The organism is Paractinoplanes durhamensis, assembly GCF_016862175.1.
Classification (GTDB): Bacteria; Actinomycetota; Actinomycetes; order Mycobacteriales; family Micromonosporaceae; genus Actinoplanes; species Actinoplanes durhamensis.
Genome location: NZ_BOML01000043.1, coordinates 250,681 through 267,916 on the forward strand (window position 1 = coordinate 250,681; position 17,236 = coordinate 267,916).

Consider the following 17,236-nt stretch of genomic DNA (forward strand, 5'->3'; position numbering starts at 1 on the left):
TGCGGAGTGGATGTGCCGCCGGAACGCCGCCCGATCGGAAGCGGAGCAACAGCCTGACGGCGGGGGAGCCGCGCATCGGGCGGCGGAGCCGGGTGTCGAAGCCTGGGCAGCGGAGCGGGGTGGGTCGTCGAATCCGTCGGCTCGGGTCAGGCGGCGGGTGTGCGTGGATCCGGGTGGTAGATGTCCGGCTCCAGGTAGATGACCTTTGCCGACGGGACGGCCGTGCGAACCCGGGCCTCGGCATCGTCGATGGTCGCCGCGATCTCGGCCCCGTCGTCACGAGCGTCGACGGCGATCTTCGCCGCCAGGAGGAGCTCGTCCGGCCCGAGGTGCATCGTGCGCAAGTGGATGACCCGGTCGACGCCAGGGGAGGCGAGCAACGCTTTTTCGATCGCCACCACCTGCTCCGGAACCGCGGACTCGCCTGGTTGGCCGAGTCGGCGACCGAGTGCACGCCTTCGGCCAGCATCGATGCCGAGCCGGTGATCGCGGCGGCGATGAATTTCGCTACTCCGATCGCCAGATTCGCGCTCAGCGCCGTCACTACGGCCTTCGTGCTGCCCTCGCCCGCCGTCGAACCTCTCCCCGTTGATCAGCAGACAGTCTCGCAGCCCGTTCGGTGCGGATGGCGGGAGACCGGGCAGACCCGTGAGGTTTGGCCGGTGACAGCGGCCGGGAACTCCGTGCGCAACCCCCGAAGCGAGGAGCTGACGTGGAAATCTCCGGCATCATCACCGCGATCATCATCGGCCTGATCATCGGCGCGCTGGGGCGGCTCGCGGTGCCCGGCAAGCAGAACATCCCGATCTGGCTCACCATCGTGATCGGCATCGTCGCGGCCCTGATCGGCACGTTCATCGCCGCCGCGATCGGCGTCGACGACACCGACGGCATCGACTGGATCGAGCTGATCCTGCAGATCGCGCTGGCCGCCGGCGGCGTAGTGCTGGTGGCCGGCCTCCGAAGCCGCCGCCCCTGAGCCTGCCGGGCCGGAAGCGGGCCCGAAGTCAAGGAACCGACACGCCCGGCGCGATCACTGCCAGTCCGGCAGCCAAACGGTCGAGCCGGGCGTCTCTGCGTCCGGGCGGTGGGGGCGGAATCGGGTGCGGAAGTAGTCGCTGAGCTCGGCCAGCCCCGGGTGTGGGTTGTCGGCGTGCCAGATCAGGGACATGGGGTAGATCGGGGCCGGGTTGCGGACCGGGATGCGGCGCAGGTCGTAGCTGTCCGGCCACAGGTAGCGGGAGCCCTCGCCGACCAGCGTCGCCAGCTCGGCCGAGTCGGCTATCTCGGCCAGCAGGGCCTCGTTGCCGAACACCGGGCCGACCATGTCGATGGTCAGCCCGAATGCCGCCGCCAGCTCGACGTAGTAGGCGGCCCACTCGGTGCCGGGGGCCATCCCGGGCATCCAGATCCGGTGGCCGGCCAGCTGGGCGGGGGTGACGGCGGCGGCCCCGGCCAGCGGGTGGCGCGGGCCGACGAGGAGCTGGTGCGGCTCGTCGATGACCCGGGTGGTCCGGATCGGGCGGGGCAGGTGGGCGGCCGGGACCGTCACCGCGTGGAAGGTGGCGTCGATCGTGCCCGCCTCGACCTCGGCGATCGCGGCGGCCACCCCGATGTCGAGGGTCACGACGTCCAGGTCGATCTCGGGGTGCAGGCGGTAGAAGTCGTGCAGGAGCACCGCCGCCGCGATCCGCCGGTTGACCACGTCGACCCGCAGGGCACGACGGCCGGGGCGCACCGAGGCGTCCGCCCGCTTCTCGACCCGGAGCAGCTCGCGGGCGTGCGGCAGGAACGCCTGCCCGTCGATGGTCAGCTGGATGCCGCGGGCGGTGCGGGTGAACAGGCGCACCTCGAGGTCCCTCTCCAGGGCGGCGATGCGCTTGGAGACGGCCTGCTGGGTGATCGCGAGGGCGGCCGCGGCGTCCTGAAATTGGCCGGCGTCGGCGGCGGCCACGAAGGTGCGCACGGCGTCGAGATCCATCCGGCGACCCTAGCGGCACAACGAACGGTTGTGGCTCGCCGACCGGGCGGTTGTTTGCGGAGCGGTCGGCGGCGCTGCTTGGATCGCTGGCGTGGCGAGGAGAGCTCTGGGGCGGCAGTTCGGCTGGCTGTGGGTGGCGTACGCGGTCAGTGCCTACGGCTCGGGCTTCGGCTTCGGGGCGCTTCCGCTGATCGCCGTGCTGGTGCTGCACGCGACGCCGGCCGAGGTGGCCGCGCTGTCGGCGGTCGGGCCGGCGGTGGGGGCGCTGCTGGCGTTGCCGCTCGGGCCGTGGGTGGAGTTCCGGCCCAAGCGGCCGGTGATGATCGGCATGGACCTGGCCCGGTTCGCGGTGATGATCACGATTCCGGTCGCGTACGCGCTGGGCCGGTTGAGCTTCGCCCAACTGCTGGTTGTGTCGGCGGTGGTCGCGGCGGCGAAGGTGGCGTTCGGGGCGGCGAGCGGCGCGTACCTCAAGGCTCTGGTCCCGAAGGGGGACCTGCTGGTGGCCAACGCCCGGTTCGAGTCGACCACCTGGAGCTCGATCGCGGTCGGTCCACCGCTGGGCGGGGCGGCGATCGGGGTGTTCGGGCCGGTCACGACCGTCGTGGCGGACGCGGTCAGCTACCTGGGGTCGGCGCTGGCGCTAATCGCGATCCGAGGAGGAGGAGGCCGGCCGGAGGCGCAGCAGAAAGAAACGCGGAAGCTGACTGACGGGTGGCGGCACATCCTCGGCCACCCGGGTCTGCGGGCGCTGTTCCTGAATCAGCTGCTGGTCAACGGCCTGATCATGGCGACCGAGCCGCTGCTGGCGGTGCTGCTGGTCGGTGAGCTCGGGTTCCCGCCGTGGCAGTACGGCCTGGCCTTCGCGGCCCCCTGTGCCGGCGGCCTGATCGGGTCGCGGCTGGCCCGCGGGGTGGTGGCCCGGTACGGCCGGCGCCGGATCCTGCGGACCGTCGGCACGTTGCGGGTGATCTGGCTGATCGGGCTCGCCTTCGTCCAGCCGGGCGTCACCGGCCTGGTCACGGTGATCGCGGTGGAGCTGGCCATCATCATCAGCATGAGCCTGTACGGGCCGGTGCTCGCCACCTACCGGCTCGAGCACACCCCGGACGACCGGGTCGCCCGCACCCTGTCGGCCTGGTCGATCAGCACGAGTGCGGCGATCGCCGTCTGCACCGCGCTCGGCGGGGTGCTCGCGACGCTGACCGGCACCCGGACCGCGCTGGTGGTCGCCGGTCTGCTGATCCTCGGCACGCCGGTGCTGTTGTTCCGCAGCAAGGCCTTTGATCAGCCGAGCGCGCCCTCCCAGGCCGAGCGCAGCAGCGCCGCCACCACCTCGCGGCCGGCCGGGCGCGGGTTGGCGTAGGGGCTCGCCGTGACCGCGTCGGCGATCCGGTCGATGTCGGTGAACGCCATGCCCAGCTCGCACAGCGACCCGGGTGCGCCCAGGCTGTCGGCGAGGTCCCACAGGTAGCGGGCCGGGTCGTCGGTGCCGAAGGCCCGGCCGAGGGCGGCGACCGCGGGGGCGGCGAACGGCGCGTTGAACGCCAGCACGTGCGGCAGGACCACGGTGTGGGTCGCCGAGTGCGGCAGGCCGAGGGTGCCGCCGAGCGCGTGGCACAGCTTGTGGTGCAGCGACATCGTGGTGGCGCCGAGCACCGCGCCGCACAGCCAGGCGCCGTGCTGGGCCTCGGCGCGGGCGTCGAGGTCGTGGCCGTCGCGCACCACCGCGGGCAGGGCGGTGACGAGCGCCCGGGCGCCCTCCTCGGCCATCAGCGACACGATCGGCGAGGCGTCGGGTGCGTAGAGGCCCTCGACGGCGTGGGCGATCGCGTTGAAGCCGCTCGTCACGGAGAGTTCGGTGGGCATCGACACGGTGAGTTCCGGGTCGTAGACGACGCTCACCGGCAGTACTCGAGGGTCGCGGCCGGTGCGTTTCACCCCGTCGGTGGTGAGCCCCCAGACCGGGGTCATCTCCGAGCCGGCGTACGTCGTCGGCACCGCCACCACCGGCAGCCCGAGTTCCTTGGCGATCGCCTTGCCGAGCCCGATCGACGAGCCGCCACCGACCGCGACACAACCGTCGGCGCCGAGCGAGGCGGCCAATTCGCACGCAGCCGCCGCGGTGGCCGCGGGGACGTGCTCGCGGGCGGTGGGGAGAATGCCGGCGGCCCGCGAGCCGAGCGAGGCGAAGACCTGCTTGGCGACGGCCTCCTGGCGCGGACCGCTGATCACCAGCACCCGGGAAAGGCCCAGCGCGGCGACCTCGGCCGGCACCTGGCGCAGCGACCCGGCCCCGAACACCACCCGCATCGGCAGCGCCGAGTAGATGAACTCCCGGCTCACGAGCGCAGCAGCCCGATGTCGAAGGTCAGCGTCCGGAACGGATTGTCCAGGCCGGCGGCCTCGGCCCGGGCCGGGTCGTCCACCAGCGGCACCTCACGGACCAGGCTCTCCTTGACCCCGAAGACGGCGTCGGAGTCAAGGTACGGACTGTCGGCGACGAAGACGTGCGTGGTCACCGAGCGATAGCCCGGTGCGGTCACGATGAAGTGCAGGTGCGCGGGCCGGTAGGGATGCCGGCCGGTCGCGGCGAGCAGTTGGCCGACCGGGCCGTCGTCGGGGATCGGGTAGAAGCGCGGCACCACCGACCGGAACCAGAACCTGCCTTCAAGATCGGTCCGGAACAGCCCGCGCAGGTTGCCCGGCGGCTGGATGCCGGGCTGCTGCACGTCGTAGAAGCCGTCCTCGTTCGCCTGCCAGACGTCCACGACGGCGTCGGCGAGGGGCTCGCCGGAAGGCCCGGTGACCTGGCCGGACACCAGGCAAGGCGTGCCCTTGTCGTCGAGCACGATCAGATCGCCGAGCGAGCGCGGCGGCGACTCGACCACATGGAACGGCCCGAGCACGGTCGACTCGGTGGACGTGCCGCCGCTGCGATGATTGATCGTCTCGACCAGCATCGACACCCCCAGCACGTCGGAGAGCAGGATGAACTCCTGCCGCGCCGCGTCCGACTTCTGCCCGGTGCGGGTCAGGAAATCGACCGCGGCGGCCCACTCGGCCTCGGTCAGCTCGACGTCCTTCACGAACGCGTGCAGATGCTCGACCAGCGACGTCATCACCTGCCGCAGCCGCGGATCGGCGGTCGCCGCGAAGCTTTCGGCGACGACCTCCGCCGACCGCTCCTCACTGAACAGCTCCATCCGCCCAGCTTAGGGTCTGCGCCGCCGCCACGGGCAAATGCGTCGCGCGCACCGGATTACCGAATTCACCACGGTCTTAAGAAATTCTTAATATGAGTACGCTGATCGGCTCCCCATTTCCTCCACGAATATCCTGCTCAGGAGCTTGTGACGCACCCGATCCGGGGAAAGTGATATGCGCCTGCCGTCAATAGAGCCGCCGATTGACAGGCACCCGGAAAACAATTTAGCCTCGCTCGGCGGAAACGACGGAACGGTAATTCGAGGAGTGCTGATGCGGGAACGGGATGTGGTCGTCGCGGCCCAGCGCGGTGACCGGCGGGCCCGCGAACAGCTCGTCCGCGCCTACCTGCCGCTGGTCTACAACGTGACCGGCCGCGCGCTCGGCGCCGACCCGGACGTCGAGGACGTGGTCCAGGAGACGATGCTGCGGGTGGTCCGCGACCTCGGGTCGCTGCGGCAGCCGGAGAGCCTGCGCTCCTGGGTGCTGACCATCGCCGTGCACCAGATCAGCAGCCACCAGGGCCGGCTGCCGACCGTCGGGCTCGACCAGGTGCCGGACGCCCCGCAGGACTTCGAGGAGTTGACCATCCTGCGGCTGCGCCTGTCGGGGGAGCGGCGGCAGGTCGCCGAGGCGGCCCGCTGGCTCGACGGCGAGGACCGCACGGTGCTGGCGCTGTGGTGGCAGGAGGCGGCCGGCGAGCTGACCCGCGGCGAGATCGCGGCGGCGCTCGGGACGACCATGGCCTACGCGGCGGTGCGGGTGCAGCGGATGCGCGGGCAGCTCGACCGCGGCCGGGCGATCGTGGCCGCGCTGGCCGGGTCGCCGCGCTGCGCCGGGCTGGCCGAGACGGTCACCGGGTGGGACGGGCGGCCGGCCGCGCTCTGGCGCAAGCGGATCGACCGGCACGTGCGGGACTGTCCGGCCTGCCTCGCGCGGTCGCGCGATCAGGTGGCCGTCGAGCGGCTGCTCGCGGGCTGCGCCCTGGTCCCGGTTCCGGCCGGAATGCAGGCCATCGCGGGGGGCAAGTCCCTCGCCTCCTCGGGGCGATCATGGGCCCTCGCGACTGCGGGAACGGCCGCCGTTGCGGTGGTGGCAGGTCTCCTCGCGTACACCCAAATGGCGGACGCGAAGCCGACGCCGACCGCTCAGATCGTGGCGGCGCCCAGCTCCGTGGCCGTGACCACCGCGGCGCCGACGCCGTCACCGTCGGTTTCCCCCTCGAAGTCGGCGGCAGCAAAGAAGGCCGCCAAGAAGAAAGTTGCGGCGGCCGTGAAGGCTGGATGTAATGCCGGGCTTGACCGGATCTGGGCGAGTTGGCCGATGGTGGCGGCGCCGAAATACACCGATCTGGGGGACGGGACGGTGCGGGACGAGGCGACCTGTCTGGTGTGGCAGAAGGCGGTGGCGCCGTCGACGCACACGTTCACCGATGCGCAGAGTTACTGCAGCGAACTTGATCTTGCCGGCGGTGCCTGGCATCTGCCGAGCCGGATCGAGCTGACGTCGATCGTGGACCCGTCGCGGTCGGGGCCGGCGATCGACAAGGCGGCGTTCCCGTCGACGCCGGCGCAGTTCTTCTGGACGTCCTCGCCGTGGGCGGTGACCAAGGAGCCGCTGCGGGCCTGGATCATCAACTTCTACGAGGGTCTCGCATCGAACGGCGCCTATCAGTCGGGCGCGTATCAGGTGCGATGTGTGCGTTCCTCGACCGAGGGTAAGGGTCGGCCTGAATACGAAATTTCCGGCAGCGTGGTCACCGATCCGGCGACCGGGCTGACCTGGGAACGGACCGGTTCGACGGCGACCATGACGGTGGCGGAGGCGGAGGCGCGCTGTGCCGATCTGGAAATGCGACTTCCGACCCTTCGTGAACTGTCCACCACCGTCGACGAGACGCGGGTAGCCCCGGCCATCGACGTCGACGCATTTCCCTCGACCGTGAAGAACGGCTGGTACTGGACATCCACCTCGGCCGCGCCGGACAAGACGAAGAATTGGGCGCTCAACTACGACGACGGGTACACCAACTACCGCAAGGCCACGGCCGGTTACGCGCGGTGTGTTCGCTGACTCCTTTGAGGACGGCGCTTGCCACGAGGCATCTTCGGGCACTAGAAAGAGCGCCATGACGGACGAGGACCTGTCCAAAGAGCTCCAGGCTGACATCCCGCACGCTGCGCGCATGTGGAACTACTGGATGGGCGGCAAGGACAACTTCGCCGCCGACCGGGCCGCCGGTGATGCGGTCGCCGGGGTCTACCCGGAGATCGCGCTGATGGCCCGCTACTCCCGGCAGTTCCTCATCCGGGTCGTGCGCTACCTGGCCGCCGAGGCCGGCATCCGCCAGTTCCTCGACGTCGGCACCGGCCTGCCCACGATGCAGAACACCCACGAGGTCGCGCAGGGCATCGCGCCCGAGTCGAAGATCGTCTACGTCGACAACGACCCGATGGTGCTCGTGCACGCCCGCGCCCTGCTGCGCGGCGCCACCACCAGCTACGTCCCGGCCGACTACCACGAGCCGGAGGCGATCCTGACCAAGGCGGCCGAGACGCTCGACTTCTCGCAGCCGACCGCGGTCATGTTCATGGGCGTGATGGGCTACGAACCCGACCTGGCCGAGATCCACCGGATCGTCGGCACGATCTTCGGAGCGACCTCGTCCGGCAGCCACCTGGTCCTGTGGGACGGCACCAACACGTCGCCCGAGGTGGTGGCCGGCTCCGACAAGCTGGCCGAGAGCGGCGGCGTGCCCTACATCCTGCGCAGCCCCGCCGAGCTGGCCACCTGCTTCGAGGGCCTGGAGCTGGTGGAGCCCGGCCTCACCCAGATCACCAAGTGGCGGCCCGAGCCGGGCAAGGTCGAGTACATCGACGCGTACGGGGCGGTGGCGCGCAAGCCGTGACCGGGGAGGTTCGGTCGGTCGCCCGCGCGCTGGACATTCTCAGTGCGTTCAGTGCGGCGCACCCACGTCTCACCCTGTCCGAGCTGGCCGAGGCGGTCGGCCTGCCCCGGCCCAGCGTCCGCCGGCTGGCCGTCACCCTGATCGACCGCGGCTTCCTGCGCCAGGACGACGACGGCTCCTACCTGCTCGGGGTGCGCCTGGTCGAGCTGGGCAGCCAGGTCACGGCCGGTTCGGCGGTCACCCACCGGGCCGGTCCGGCCGCCGACGAGCTGGCCCGGCGCACCGGCGAGACCGTGCTGATCGCCGAGGTCGACTGGGCCACCCTGTCCCTGCTGATCATCGGCAAGCGGCACTCGCTGCAGCCGGGCGCGGCCACCTCACCGGTCGGCCACCGCTACGCGATCACCAGCGGGTGCCTGGCCAAGGCGGTGCTGTCCGGCCTGCCGCCGTCCGGCCTCGCGTCGGTGGTGCCGAAGCTGCGGCTCACCCCGCGCACCACGGCGTCCATCGTCGACCCGGACGCGCTCGCCGCCGACGTGGCGGCCAGCCGGGACCGCGGCTACGCCATCCAGTCCGGCGAGTTCCTGCCCGGCATGTCCGGCGCGGCAGTACCGGTCTACGTCTCCGGCCGGGTGGTCGGCGCCCTGGCCGTGCTGGGTTCGACGATGCGTTACCCCGGCCCCGAGCTGCACCGGGCCGGCCGCCTGGTGCGCAGCGTCCTGACCGCCACCACCCGATGACGGTCGGTGACGCGTTTCGCGCTGCGGAATGACGCCTCGCCCCGGCCCGATCCTGATGGCTAACCTCCCGGCGTTCAGTTCCACACGCAGGAGGACCGCCGTGGCCGACGACAAGCAGGACGACATCGCGTACGAGAAGGACGGCGGCGGCACAGCCGTGACCCTGATCGTCGGCGGCCTGATCCTGCTGATGGTGGTGGCCCTGGTAGCACTGCTCTACCTGGCCTTCAAGGGTTAGGCCAGGGCGACCCAGAACGAAGGCGGCAGGAGCTCGACCTCGGCGGCGGACTTCTGCAGCAGGCCGGCGATCGGCAGCAGCGCGGTCGCGGCCGGGTCGCCCGCCTCGGCCATCTCGCGGATGACCGCCGCCTGCCGCCGGGCGCGGGCCACGATCACCGGGCCGAACGCAAGGCGGTCGCCCTCGTAGCCGTATGCGTCGAGCAGCAGGTGCAGGCGCCGGGACCGCTCCTCGGGCCGGTCGTGGCCGACCAGCTCGGCCGCGGCGACCGGGGTGAGCGGCACCCACAGCAGCGCCGAGAAGCCCAGATCGACCTCGCGGGGGGACGGGCTCGCGGTGTCCCAGTCGAAGAAGCCGGCCAGCCGGTCGCCGTCCATCACCGCGTTGTAGGGCGCCGCGTCCTGGTGGCCGATCACCATGCCGGGCTGCAGCTTGTCGCCGGTGAACCAGCGCGCGTCCGGCGGCGGGACGAAGGTGGCGGACGCGTCGTGCACCCGCCGCAACCAGCGGCCGACCTGTTCGAGGGTGTCGTCCCGGTAGACCCAGGCCGGCCACGGTTGCCGGCCGCCGATCACCTCGCCGGGCAGGTAGCTGAGCATCTGCCGGCCCTGATCGTCGAAGCCGAGCGGCCGGGGCACCCCCTCGACACCCGCCTGTTCCAGATGTCGCAGCAGCGCGTGCACGCTCGGCGTCCATGGCGCGGCCGGCTTGTGGACGACGTTTCCGGCCCGGACCGCACCGGTGGTGTTACCGCCCGGCAGTGTCTGCTCGCTCATCGGTACTTCATACCGGCGGCGCTGTGGCGGGGATACCGGTTTTACCTCGTCCGGGTAAAGCCGGGACGCCGCACCGGTCGGGGCCGGACGCTGTAATGGTCCAGCAGGAAGATCGCCAGGAGGCACGGGGATGACGTTTTCGCAGGCAGTCCGGCGGTGCGGCACGGCGGCCGCGGTCGCGGTGACGTGCGCGCTCAGCGGCGGCGGCACGGCGGTGGCCGCCCCGCCGGTCGCGCATCTGACCAAGGCCGAGCGGGCGAAGCTGCTGGCGGTCACCGGGAAATTCCGCGACGTGCAGCGGGCCATCGACGCCGGCTACCTGCCGACCAAGGACTGCGTTCCCGGCATGGGCCTGCACTACGTGAACCCGGCCTACGCCGGCGACGGGCGGATCGACCCGCTGAAGCCGGAGATCCTGCTCTACCTGGCCGGCCCGCACGGCAGGCTGAAGCTCACCGCCGTGGAGTACTTCCTGCCCGACGGCGACGGCGACCTGAACACCGACCGGGACCGGCCGGCCCTCTACGACCACCCGTTCAACGGGCCGATGCTCGGGCACCCGGTCCCGCAGGGCGCCCCGCCCATGCCGGTGCACTACGACCTGCACGTCTGGCTCTACCGGCACAACCCGGCCGGCGAGCTGGCCACCGAGAATCCGACGGTGACCTGCGGCTGAACCCTTTGAGTTGAGCACGGTGGCTGCCGACATGGTGCGGCGTGAACAAGCGCCGGCCGTGGGTCGTTCTGGTGGTGGCGGTCCTGGCCGTGGCCGGAGTGCTCGTCTGGCACCGCAGTGCGGATGAAACAGTCAAAACCACCAAAAGCCCAGCGGTGGGCACGCCGGTCACCCAGGACGGGATCTTCGAGTACACGGTGACCGCGCACGACTGCGGGGTGACCGCCATCGAGGGCGCGACCGCGACCGGCCAGTTCTGCACCGTCGCCATCATCGTTCACAACCTCAGCGACACGGCCCGCAAGCCGGGGATCGCGTTCGCCAAGGCCTACGACACGCAGGGCACCGCGCATCCCGCGGACGCGGTCGCGGAGGTCCGGATCGGCACGCACCTGCTCGACGACTTGGCCGCGGGCGCGAGCATCACCGACGAGCTGGTCTACGACGTGCCGAAGACGACGTCACTTACCTCGGTGGTGCTGCGGGAGTCGACCGGCTCGGCCGGCATCACCGTTCCCCTGGGTTAGGACGCCGCGCTTCGCCTTCCAGGCCAGCACCGAGAAGATCGACACGGCGGACAGCACCGAGCCGACGCTCAGGAACGACCCGATCGACGCGATCGAACCGTAGGACCCGATCGAGCCGATGGACAGCGCCGACCCGGTCGACCCGATCGACAGGACCGACCCCTTCGACCAGAGGCTGAGGACGGAACCCTCGGACTTGTACGAAAGGATCGATCGGCGACCGTTCATGGGGCCGACAATAGCGGCTTTCATGCCAGTGGCGTGAGGAACGGTGCCTCGTCTCGGAACCGCTGCACGCGGGTCATTGCCGAGTCCGGGCTGGTCGCCAGGTGGGCCCGGGCCGATGCCAGCAGATCTACGCCCTTGCTTCGGTCCGTGTTGCTCAACCAGTCGACGGTTTTCGGGGTGTCCTCGGTGAAAGCGTGAAGCAGCGTCGCCGCGTAGCAGGCGTAGCTGCAGGACTGGCTTACCAGCGACGCCAGGACGGACCCGGGCTCGACGGCCGGCGGTGACGTCACGGTTCGTTCCAGTGCCGCGCTCGTGGCTTCGGAGTCGGCGGCCCGGGCCAGCCACGCGGTCACGGCCGGGCGGGCGGGATCGGTGGCTACCTCGGCCTGGAACAGCTGGGCCCGGAACACTGACCGGACATCGTGCCCGATCAGTTCTCGGGCCAGCGTCGGCAGGTCGTCCACCTGGTCGGCGGACGCGGTTGCCAGCTGCAGGACGGATCGGAGCAGATCCCGCGGGAGCCCGCCGGACAATGCGTGGCACAGCCACAGGTAGGGCTCGGGGAGCGAGACTCCGCGCAGACTCAGCAGCTCGCGAGCTTCGTCGAGCCCGAGCGGCGGCACGGTGATGATCTGGTCGAAGGCGCTGTCGAAGGTGGTCCGGACCGAAAGGGACCGCCGATCGAACGCAGCCAGGGCGTCGTCGGAGACGGCGACCAGGAAGAAGCAGCCCGGAACACCGAAGATGACCTTGAGATCGTTCAGGAAGCGTTCCGCGTCGGCGGGTGAGTCGATCTTGTCGAGTTCGTCGATGCCGATGATGACACGGCGGCCAAGGCTGCGTCGTTCCAGCGCGACCTGGTGCAGAAGCTCACGGAAGTCGGCGACCAACTCGGGATAGCTGCGCATCTGCTCGGTTCGCTGAGTGCCCGCCGTGGTGCTGAACTCGACGCCACGCGGCAGCCCGATCTTGCCGACCCGCGAGGTGGAGGTCGTGAGCTGGTAGCGCAGCCGGTTCAGCTGAGCGATGGCACTCTGCTGGGTGGTGGCCGAGCGCTGGCTGGCGCGGCCTCCGCTTCGGCTCATCAGCAGCGCCATCATGAGACCGAGGCCGGTGATCACCAGCCCACCGACGATGATGGCGGTGCGCTGGCTCATGGTCACCAGGTGCGCGGCGGAGACCACGCTGGACCAGGACCAGGCCAATGCGGTCGTCAGGAGGCCGCCGGCCACGAGGACCCCGGGCAAGGCCCGCCACGCCGCCGTGAGCAGGCGCCGCCGTTGCGGGCGGACCGCGTCGTCCTCGCCCACCACACGTTCGCAGATTTCGGCGAACAGGTGGATGAGGAACTCCCGGCGGTCGTACGCGGTGGGCGCAGGCACCAGCAGCAGCAGGTCCTCCGTGGTCCGGGTGAACTGGGAGACGCAGAAGCGCTGCAGGACCGTGCTCTTGCCGGCTCCGCGCGAACCGCTGATGCCGACACTGATGCTGCTCAGGTCGCGCAGGTAACGGTCGAGCTGCCGGGTCGCCGGGGTCTGCACCAGCTGGTCGACCCGGCTGACCCCGCCGAGCCGGCTGGCGTCGAATGGGAGCAGCGTGGTGCTGAACCGGCTCGTGCCGGCACCCAGTTTGTCGCGCAGGAACGGCATCACCCCGTTGCGGGCGAGCGCCGTAATCCAGTCCTGCCGTGCCTGCTCGGCGGCCGTGCGCAGCTGCTCGGTTCCTGGCGCGTCCGGCCAGTAGGCCGGCTCGTCGGCGGCCAGCCGCTGCTGGATCCGTTCGTGGGGCCTGCTCAACAGCCACGCCAGTGCCGCCGGCGGCCAGCAGACGGCGATCACCAGGGTGGCCGACATCAGGGCCGGTTCCCTGGCGACGTCCACCGGCACGGCGATCGCGGCCCCGGCGACCGCCGCGACCAGCACCAGCCACGCCGCCGCCCGTAATCGGGGAAGGCTTACGCCGATCGGCATGGTTACGCGCCAGTTGAGATATTGCACCGCTCGCGACGCCGTCGTGGCGGCAGCGACCAACGCGGCCCCGGCGATCAGTGCCGGGCCCCATCGTGGAAGAAAGGTGAGCGCGGCGCCCAGCAGCGACAACACCAGAGAGAGCCAGAGCACGATCTGGTAGGCCCACGCGAGCCTGGTCCAGCCGGGCCGGCCAACGGCGCGTACCAGCCGGCCGTGTGCCTGCCGGAATCGGATCCGGTCCTCCCGGCCCCGGTCGAGCACCTCTTCGGGTCGTTCGGCGAGGATCAGGCGGACGCGCTGCTCGATGTCCTCGCGGGGCCCGCCCAGCTTGCTCGGTTGTGGCCGCACTTCTTGCTGCCTGGCCAGGCGCATGGCGACCTCCGGCAGCACGAAGACCTCGTCCACGATGGCCTGGGCCAGACTCGGCTTGATCGCCGGACGTCCGGCTGGCCGGCCCTTCGGACCGGCGAGCATGTCCTGCAGTGCCGCGTGCCGGAACTCGAAGCGGCCGGCGTCCGAGCGCAGCACTCCGATGCTGTTCGCGTAGCTCATGAAAGCGCTCAGACGCCAGGGCAGTTGACCGCGTGCCGCCAGCCAGATGCGAGCAAGCCGGAACTTTCCGGAGGCGGCACTCGCGGCCATGACGATGACGAACGTGGTCGCCGCGGCCACGGCGACCGTCCACCCTGCATGCGGGAGCGTTCGATCCACCACGGCGGCGGTGCCGGCGCCGGTGGCCACGCCGGCCGCGGTTGCCCGGACGAGGATCGCGCGCCGATCGCGGCGAACCTGTTGAGTCAGTGTTCCGCCCGGGTCGGTGATCGGAACGACGGCGGCGTCCACGAGCGCGAGAATCACGAGCGCCAGACCGGCTGCCGCCAGCCAGGCGATCCAGGTCGAGACGGAGATCTGCGGTTGCAAGGACAGCGGGGCGACCAGGCCGACCGTCGCGAGTAACGCTCCGCTTATGCCTATGACAATCCGTCGGCCGGGTGCCCAGGCGAGTTGCCGCGGTGTCTCCTCCCGCCTCTGATCAGGCCAGACGGCAATGCCCGTGGTCCACAGGGCCACGATCGCCGCTTTAAGATCGATCGGCGCCAGCAGAACGGCCAGCATCGGCCAGTACCCGGCGTTCCGCAGCGGGGACGGTAGCGCTTGCGCGAGGTCCCACCAGGCCAGCTGCCGCTTGTCGGTGTCGCGCAGATACCCGGCCAGCCAGCCCAACCACCGTCTCGTCGCCGCTGGATCGAACCGTGGCTGCCGCGAAGCCGACGGTCGTAACTCGCGGTGTCGCATCAGGCTGTCGAGCCAGACGTTGAGCAGATGGCCTTCGAGCGCGGCCGATGACCCGAAGCGGCCATCGTCCAGCAGCTCACGCGGATCAGTGCCGGCATCCGCGTAGGCCGTTCGGGCCGCGTAGGCCGCCCACGGCATCGAGAGCGTGCGGGCCACCAGCCCGGCCGGGTGCTGGGCCAGCTCCGTCAGCACCGGCTCCCAGCGTTGGTCGTCCGCGGTTTGGTGTCTGCGCAGGTACCGCGCGAGCGCGTCCGGCGAGGCCGGGTGCAGCTCGATCACCGCCATGTCGGGCGGCAGGGTGGTCGACTCCGCAGCCCGGTCGAAGGCGTCGGTCCGGCTGGTCAGGACGTAAGGCCGCCGCGCCAGCCGTGATCCGGAGAGCCGGGCGAGTGCTGCCGTCTGCAGTTCGGCGGGGAGCTCGTCCAGCCCGTCGAGCACAGGCAGGATGCGGCCCGCCGCGACCAAGGTCGACACCGCGAGGGAGCCCATCGAACTGAGGAAAGGAAACAGGACCGCGAGCCGAAGGCTGAGCCACGCTTCCGGTGGTTCGGTGCGCGGGTTCCAATCCGCAAGGGACACCAGGACCGGGACCGGATCTCTCTTCTGTCTCCGGGTCAGCAGTCCTTCGACAAGCGCGAGCGCCAGCGTCGACTTTCCCGAGCCGGGAGCACCGATGATGGACAGGCGCCCGGACGGCAGCTGCTGGAAGGCATCCGCCATGAGCTCCTCGGGGCGGTGGGATCCGAGGTCGAGCGGCGACTGCCCGAACAGGTCCGGTTGGCCCGGCCGACTGCGCCACCGGGCTTCGCCGAGGCCCGATTCCTGTGCTCGGCCGCGTCGCTCGGCCACGGTCCGGTCGAGTTCGATCTCGGCCAGCCGCGCCGTGGCATCGTCGAGAGTCTGCCGGGTGATTTCTGGTGGTTCCGGAGTCTTCATCGAGACGGCCACCGCGGCCAGGGTGGACAGAACGAGGGCACCCCAGATCCACGGTGTCCACTTGGCAGGAGCCACGACGCTGGCCGTGGCGTAGTTGAGGCCAAGGGGAATGACGATCAAGGACACGACCACGGCCAGCGTCGAGGTGATCCGGAATCTCCGCACCCCGCCATATTGCAGGTGGCGGTGGATCGGCCACCGGTCAGATTGCTGACAGCATCCCGGTCAGGAACTGATCAGCGGCGGGGGGACACGCTGGACCCAGTCCGCCCGGCGCTCGGCGGCCAGGGCCAGCTCGAGCAGTGAGCGGTCGTCGTGGTTGCGGCCGATCACCTGCAGGCCGATCGGCAGCCCGTCGGTGCTGAAGCCGGCCGGCATCGCCAGGGCCGGGGCGTTGATCAGGGTCGCGAACGTGCTCACCTCCATCCAGCGGTGGTAGGAGGTCATCGTCACGTCGCCGATGTGGTCGGGCCAGTGCAGGGTCGCGTCGAACGGGAACACCTGGGCGGTCGGCAGCACCACGTAGTCGTACGTCGCGAAGAGCTCGCGGAACGACTGGTAGAGGGCGCTGCGCTTGACCGAGGCGGCGAGCACCTCGTGGCCGCTGAGGTGGGCCGCGCCGTCCGCCTCGTACACCATCTCGGGCTTGAGTTTGTCGCGGAAGGCCGGCTCGTCGAGCAGCAGCCGGCTGCCGAAGCCGGACATCCAGTGCCGGAGCGTGAGCCAGGTCGGCCACAGATCGGCCAGATCGAAGCCGGGCAGGTTACTCAGGGTGGTGACCGGCAGGCCGAGGTCGTGCACCGCCGCCCCGGTCACCCGCAGCACCTCGGGCGCCATCGGCAGGTAGCCGCCGAGGTCGCCGAGCCAGGCGATGCGCCGGCCGGAAAGGTCGCCGCTCAGGCCGGTCAGCGCGGCCGGGTCGTCGCGCAGGGACAGCGGGGCGCGCGGGTCGTAGCCGGACATGGTGCGCAGCAGCATCGCCAGGTCCTCGGCGGTGCGGGCGATCGGGCCCTCCACCCCGGCCTGAGCGAGGAAGACCTCGTCGCCGCCGCTCGGCACCCGCCCGGCCGACGGGCGCAGGCCGAGCACGTTGTTCCAGCCCGGCGGGTTGCGCAGCGAGCCCATGAAGTCGCTGCCGTCGGCGACCGGCACCATCCGCAGGGCCACCGCCACCGCCGCGCCGCCGCTGCTGCCGCCGGCCGAGCGGCTCTGGTCGTAGGCGTTCAGCGTGGTGCCGAAGACGTTGTTGTAGGTGTGCGAGCCGAGCCCGAACTCGGGCACGTTGGTCTTGCCGATGAAGATCGCGCCGGCCGCCCGGATGCGCTCGACGAAGATCGAGTCGGCGGTGGCCGCGGGCGCGTCGTGGAAGAAGCCGGCGCTGGTCGGCAGGCCGCGGGCGTCGGCCAGGTCCTTCACCGCGAACGGGAAGCCATGCATCCAGCCTTTCGGTGCGATGGCGTCCGCAGCGGCCGCCTCGGCCAGCAGCTCGGCGCGCGGGCGCAGCGCGACGATCGCGTTCACCGCCGGGTTGACCTGGTCGATGTGGTCGAGATAGGCGGTCATCACCTCGACGCAGGTGACCTCGCGCCGGTGGATGGCGGCCGAGAGCTCCGCGGCGCTCCAGTTGACGATCATGAGTGGACGGTACTGGGTCCCGGCGGACAACGAACCGGCTCCGGCTTGGCGCTCGGCGACTATCGGTGGTTTCGATCGAACTGTTTCCATGTCACGGCACGACGGAAACGCGAAAAGA

16 protein-coding genes and 1 pseudogene are annotated in these 17,236 nt (G+C 70.8%); 8 read left to right on the forward strand and 9 right to left on the reverse strand.

Features of this window, described 5'->3' with window-relative positions; translation table 11 throughout:
- Nucleotides 1-146 precede the first annotated feature (146 nt).
- The gene (locus Adu01nite_RS47980; protein ID WP_239132748.1) at nucleotides 147-398 is read right to left on the reverse strand and encodes a cation transporter dimerization domain-containing protein; all 252 of its coding nucleotides are present in this window, start codon (nucleotides 396-398) and stop codon (nucleotides 147-149) included.
- 80 nt (nucleotides 399-478) lie between these two features.
- Nucleotides 479-544, reverse strand: a pseudogene (locus tag Adu01nite_RS48965) (hypothetical protein); the annotation flags it as partial.
- Between the two features lie 168 nt (nucleotides 545-712).
- On the opposite strand from Adu01nite_RS48965, the gene Adu01nite_RS28000 reads away from it, so the two are divergent.
- The gene (locus Adu01nite_RS28000) at nucleotides 713-979 is read left to right on the forward strand and encodes a GlsB/YeaQ/YmgE family stress response membrane protein (protein WP_203730904.1); all 267 of its coding nucleotides are present in this window, start codon (nucleotides 713-715) and stop codon (nucleotides 977-979) included.
- Nucleotides 980-1,033: 54 nt separating this feature from the next.
- Here Adu01nite_RS28000 and Adu01nite_RS28005 read toward each other — a convergent pair whose 3' ends face one another.
- The gene (locus tag Adu01nite_RS28005; protein ID WP_203730906.1) at nucleotides 1,034-1,981 is read right to left on the reverse strand and encodes a LysR family transcriptional regulator; all 948 of its coding nucleotides are present in this window, start codon (nucleotides 1,979-1,981) and stop codon (nucleotides 1,034-1,036) included.
- Between the two features lie 91 nt (nucleotides 1,982-2,072).
- On the opposite strand from Adu01nite_RS28005, the gene Adu01nite_RS28010 reads away from it, so the two are divergent.
- A complete protein-coding gene (locus tag Adu01nite_RS28010) occupies nucleotides 2,073-3,347 on the forward strand; it encodes an MFS transporter (RefSeq protein ID WP_239132749.1) in 1,275 nt (424 codons plus the stop codon).
- Here Adu01nite_RS28010 and Adu01nite_RS28015 read toward each other — a convergent pair.
- Both Adu01nite_RS28015 and Adu01nite_RS28020 read right to left on the reverse strand, forming a co-directional pair.
- Entirely contained in the window at nucleotides 3,269-4,327 is a 1,059-nt protein-coding gene (locus Adu01nite_RS28015) for a maleylacetate reductase (RefSeq protein WP_203730908.1), read from the reverse strand. The two genes, Adu01nite_RS28010 and Adu01nite_RS28015, sit on opposite strands and share 79 nt — an antisense overlap.
- A complete protein-coding gene (locus Adu01nite_RS28020; RefSeq protein ID WP_239132750.1) occupies nucleotides 4,324-5,187 on the reverse strand; it encodes an intradiol ring-cleavage dioxygenase in 864 nt (287 codons plus the stop codon). The genes Adu01nite_RS28015 and Adu01nite_RS28020 overlap by 4 nt, the downstream gene beginning before the upstream one ends.
- 274 nt (nucleotides 5,188-5,461) lie before the next feature.
- Between Adu01nite_RS28020 and Adu01nite_RS28025 the strand changes: the two genes are divergently transcribed.
- The 4 genes from Adu01nite_RS28025 (at nucleotide 5,462) to Adu01nite_RS28040 (ending at nucleotide 9,074) form a co-directional block, all read left to right on the forward strand.
- Entirely contained in the window at nucleotides 5,462-7,261 is a 1,800-nt protein-coding gene (locus tag Adu01nite_RS28025) for a sigma-70 family RNA polymerase sigma factor (protein WP_203730910.1), read from the forward strand.
- 55 nt (nucleotides 7,262-7,316) lie between these two features.
- Complete coding sequence (locus Adu01nite_RS28030; protein WP_203730911.1) at nucleotides 7,317-8,096, forward strand: SAM-dependent methyltransferase; 780 nt, start codon at nucleotides 7,317-7,319, stop codon at nucleotides 8,094-8,096.
- Nucleotides 8,093-8,836 (forward strand): IclR family transcriptional regulator, encoded by a 744-nt coding sequence (locus Adu01nite_RS28035; RefSeq protein WP_203730913.1) that lies wholly within the window; start codon nucleotides 8,093-8,095, stop codon nucleotides 8,834-8,836. Before Adu01nite_RS28030 ends, Adu01nite_RS28035 begins: the two co-directional genes overlap by 4 nt.
- Nucleotides 8,837-8,936: 100 nt before the next feature.
- The gene (locus Adu01nite_RS28040; RefSeq protein ID WP_203730915.1) at nucleotides 8,937-9,074 is read left to right on the forward strand and encodes a hypothetical protein; all 138 of its coding nucleotides are present in this window, start codon (nucleotides 8,937-8,939) and stop codon (nucleotides 9,072-9,074) included.
- Here Adu01nite_RS28040 and Adu01nite_RS28045 read toward each other — a convergent pair.
- Complete coding sequence (locus tag Adu01nite_RS28045) at nucleotides 9,071-9,850, reverse strand: phosphotransferase (RefSeq protein WP_203730917.1); 780 nt, start codon at nucleotides 9,848-9,850, stop codon at nucleotides 9,071-9,073. The genes Adu01nite_RS28040 and Adu01nite_RS28045 overlap by 4 nt on opposite strands.
- Before the next feature lie 130 nt (nucleotides 9,851-9,980).
- On the opposite strand from Adu01nite_RS28045, the gene Adu01nite_RS28050 reads away from it, so the two are divergent.
- Together Adu01nite_RS28050 and Adu01nite_RS28055 are read left to right on the forward strand one after the other, a co-directional pair.
- On the forward strand, nucleotides 9,981-10,526 hold the full coding sequence (locus Adu01nite_RS28050; RefSeq protein ID WP_203730918.1) for a hypothetical protein: 546 nt from the start codon (nucleotides 9,981-9,983) through the stop codon (nucleotides 10,524-10,526).
- A gap of 41 nt (nucleotides 10,527-10,567) precedes the next feature.
- Nucleotides 10,568-11,053 carry a DUF4352 domain-containing protein gene (locus Adu01nite_RS28055; protein ID WP_203730920.1) on the forward strand — a complete coding sequence of 162 codons (486 nt, stop codon included), beginning with the start codon at nucleotides 10,568-10,570 and terminating at the stop codon, nucleotides 11,051-11,053.
- Here Adu01nite_RS28055 and Adu01nite_RS28060 read toward each other — a convergent pair.
- From Adu01nite_RS28060 to Adu01nite_RS28070, 3 genes are read right to left on the reverse strand one after another with little or no spacing between them, the layout of a single operon-like run.
- Nucleotides 10,988-11,281: a hypothetical protein gene (locus tag Adu01nite_RS28060; RefSeq protein ID WP_203730922.1), complete on the reverse strand. Its 294-nt coding sequence runs from the start codon at nucleotides 11,279-11,281 to the stop codon at nucleotides 10,988-10,990. The two genes, Adu01nite_RS28055 and Adu01nite_RS28060, sit on opposite strands and share 66 nt — an antisense overlap.
- Before the next feature lie 20 nt (nucleotides 11,282-11,301).
- Entirely contained in the window at nucleotides 11,302-15,648 is a 4,347-nt protein-coding gene (locus tag Adu01nite_RS28065) for an NACHT domain-containing protein (protein ID WP_203730924.1), read from the reverse strand.
- 60 nt (nucleotides 15,649-15,708) lie between these two features.
- The gene (locus Adu01nite_RS28070) at nucleotides 15,709-17,118 is read right to left on the reverse strand and encodes an amidase (RefSeq protein WP_203730926.1); all 1,410 of its coding nucleotides are present in this window, start codon (nucleotides 17,116-17,118) and stop codon (nucleotides 15,709-15,711) included.
- Between the last annotated feature and the right edge of the window lie 118 nt (nucleotides 17,119-17,236).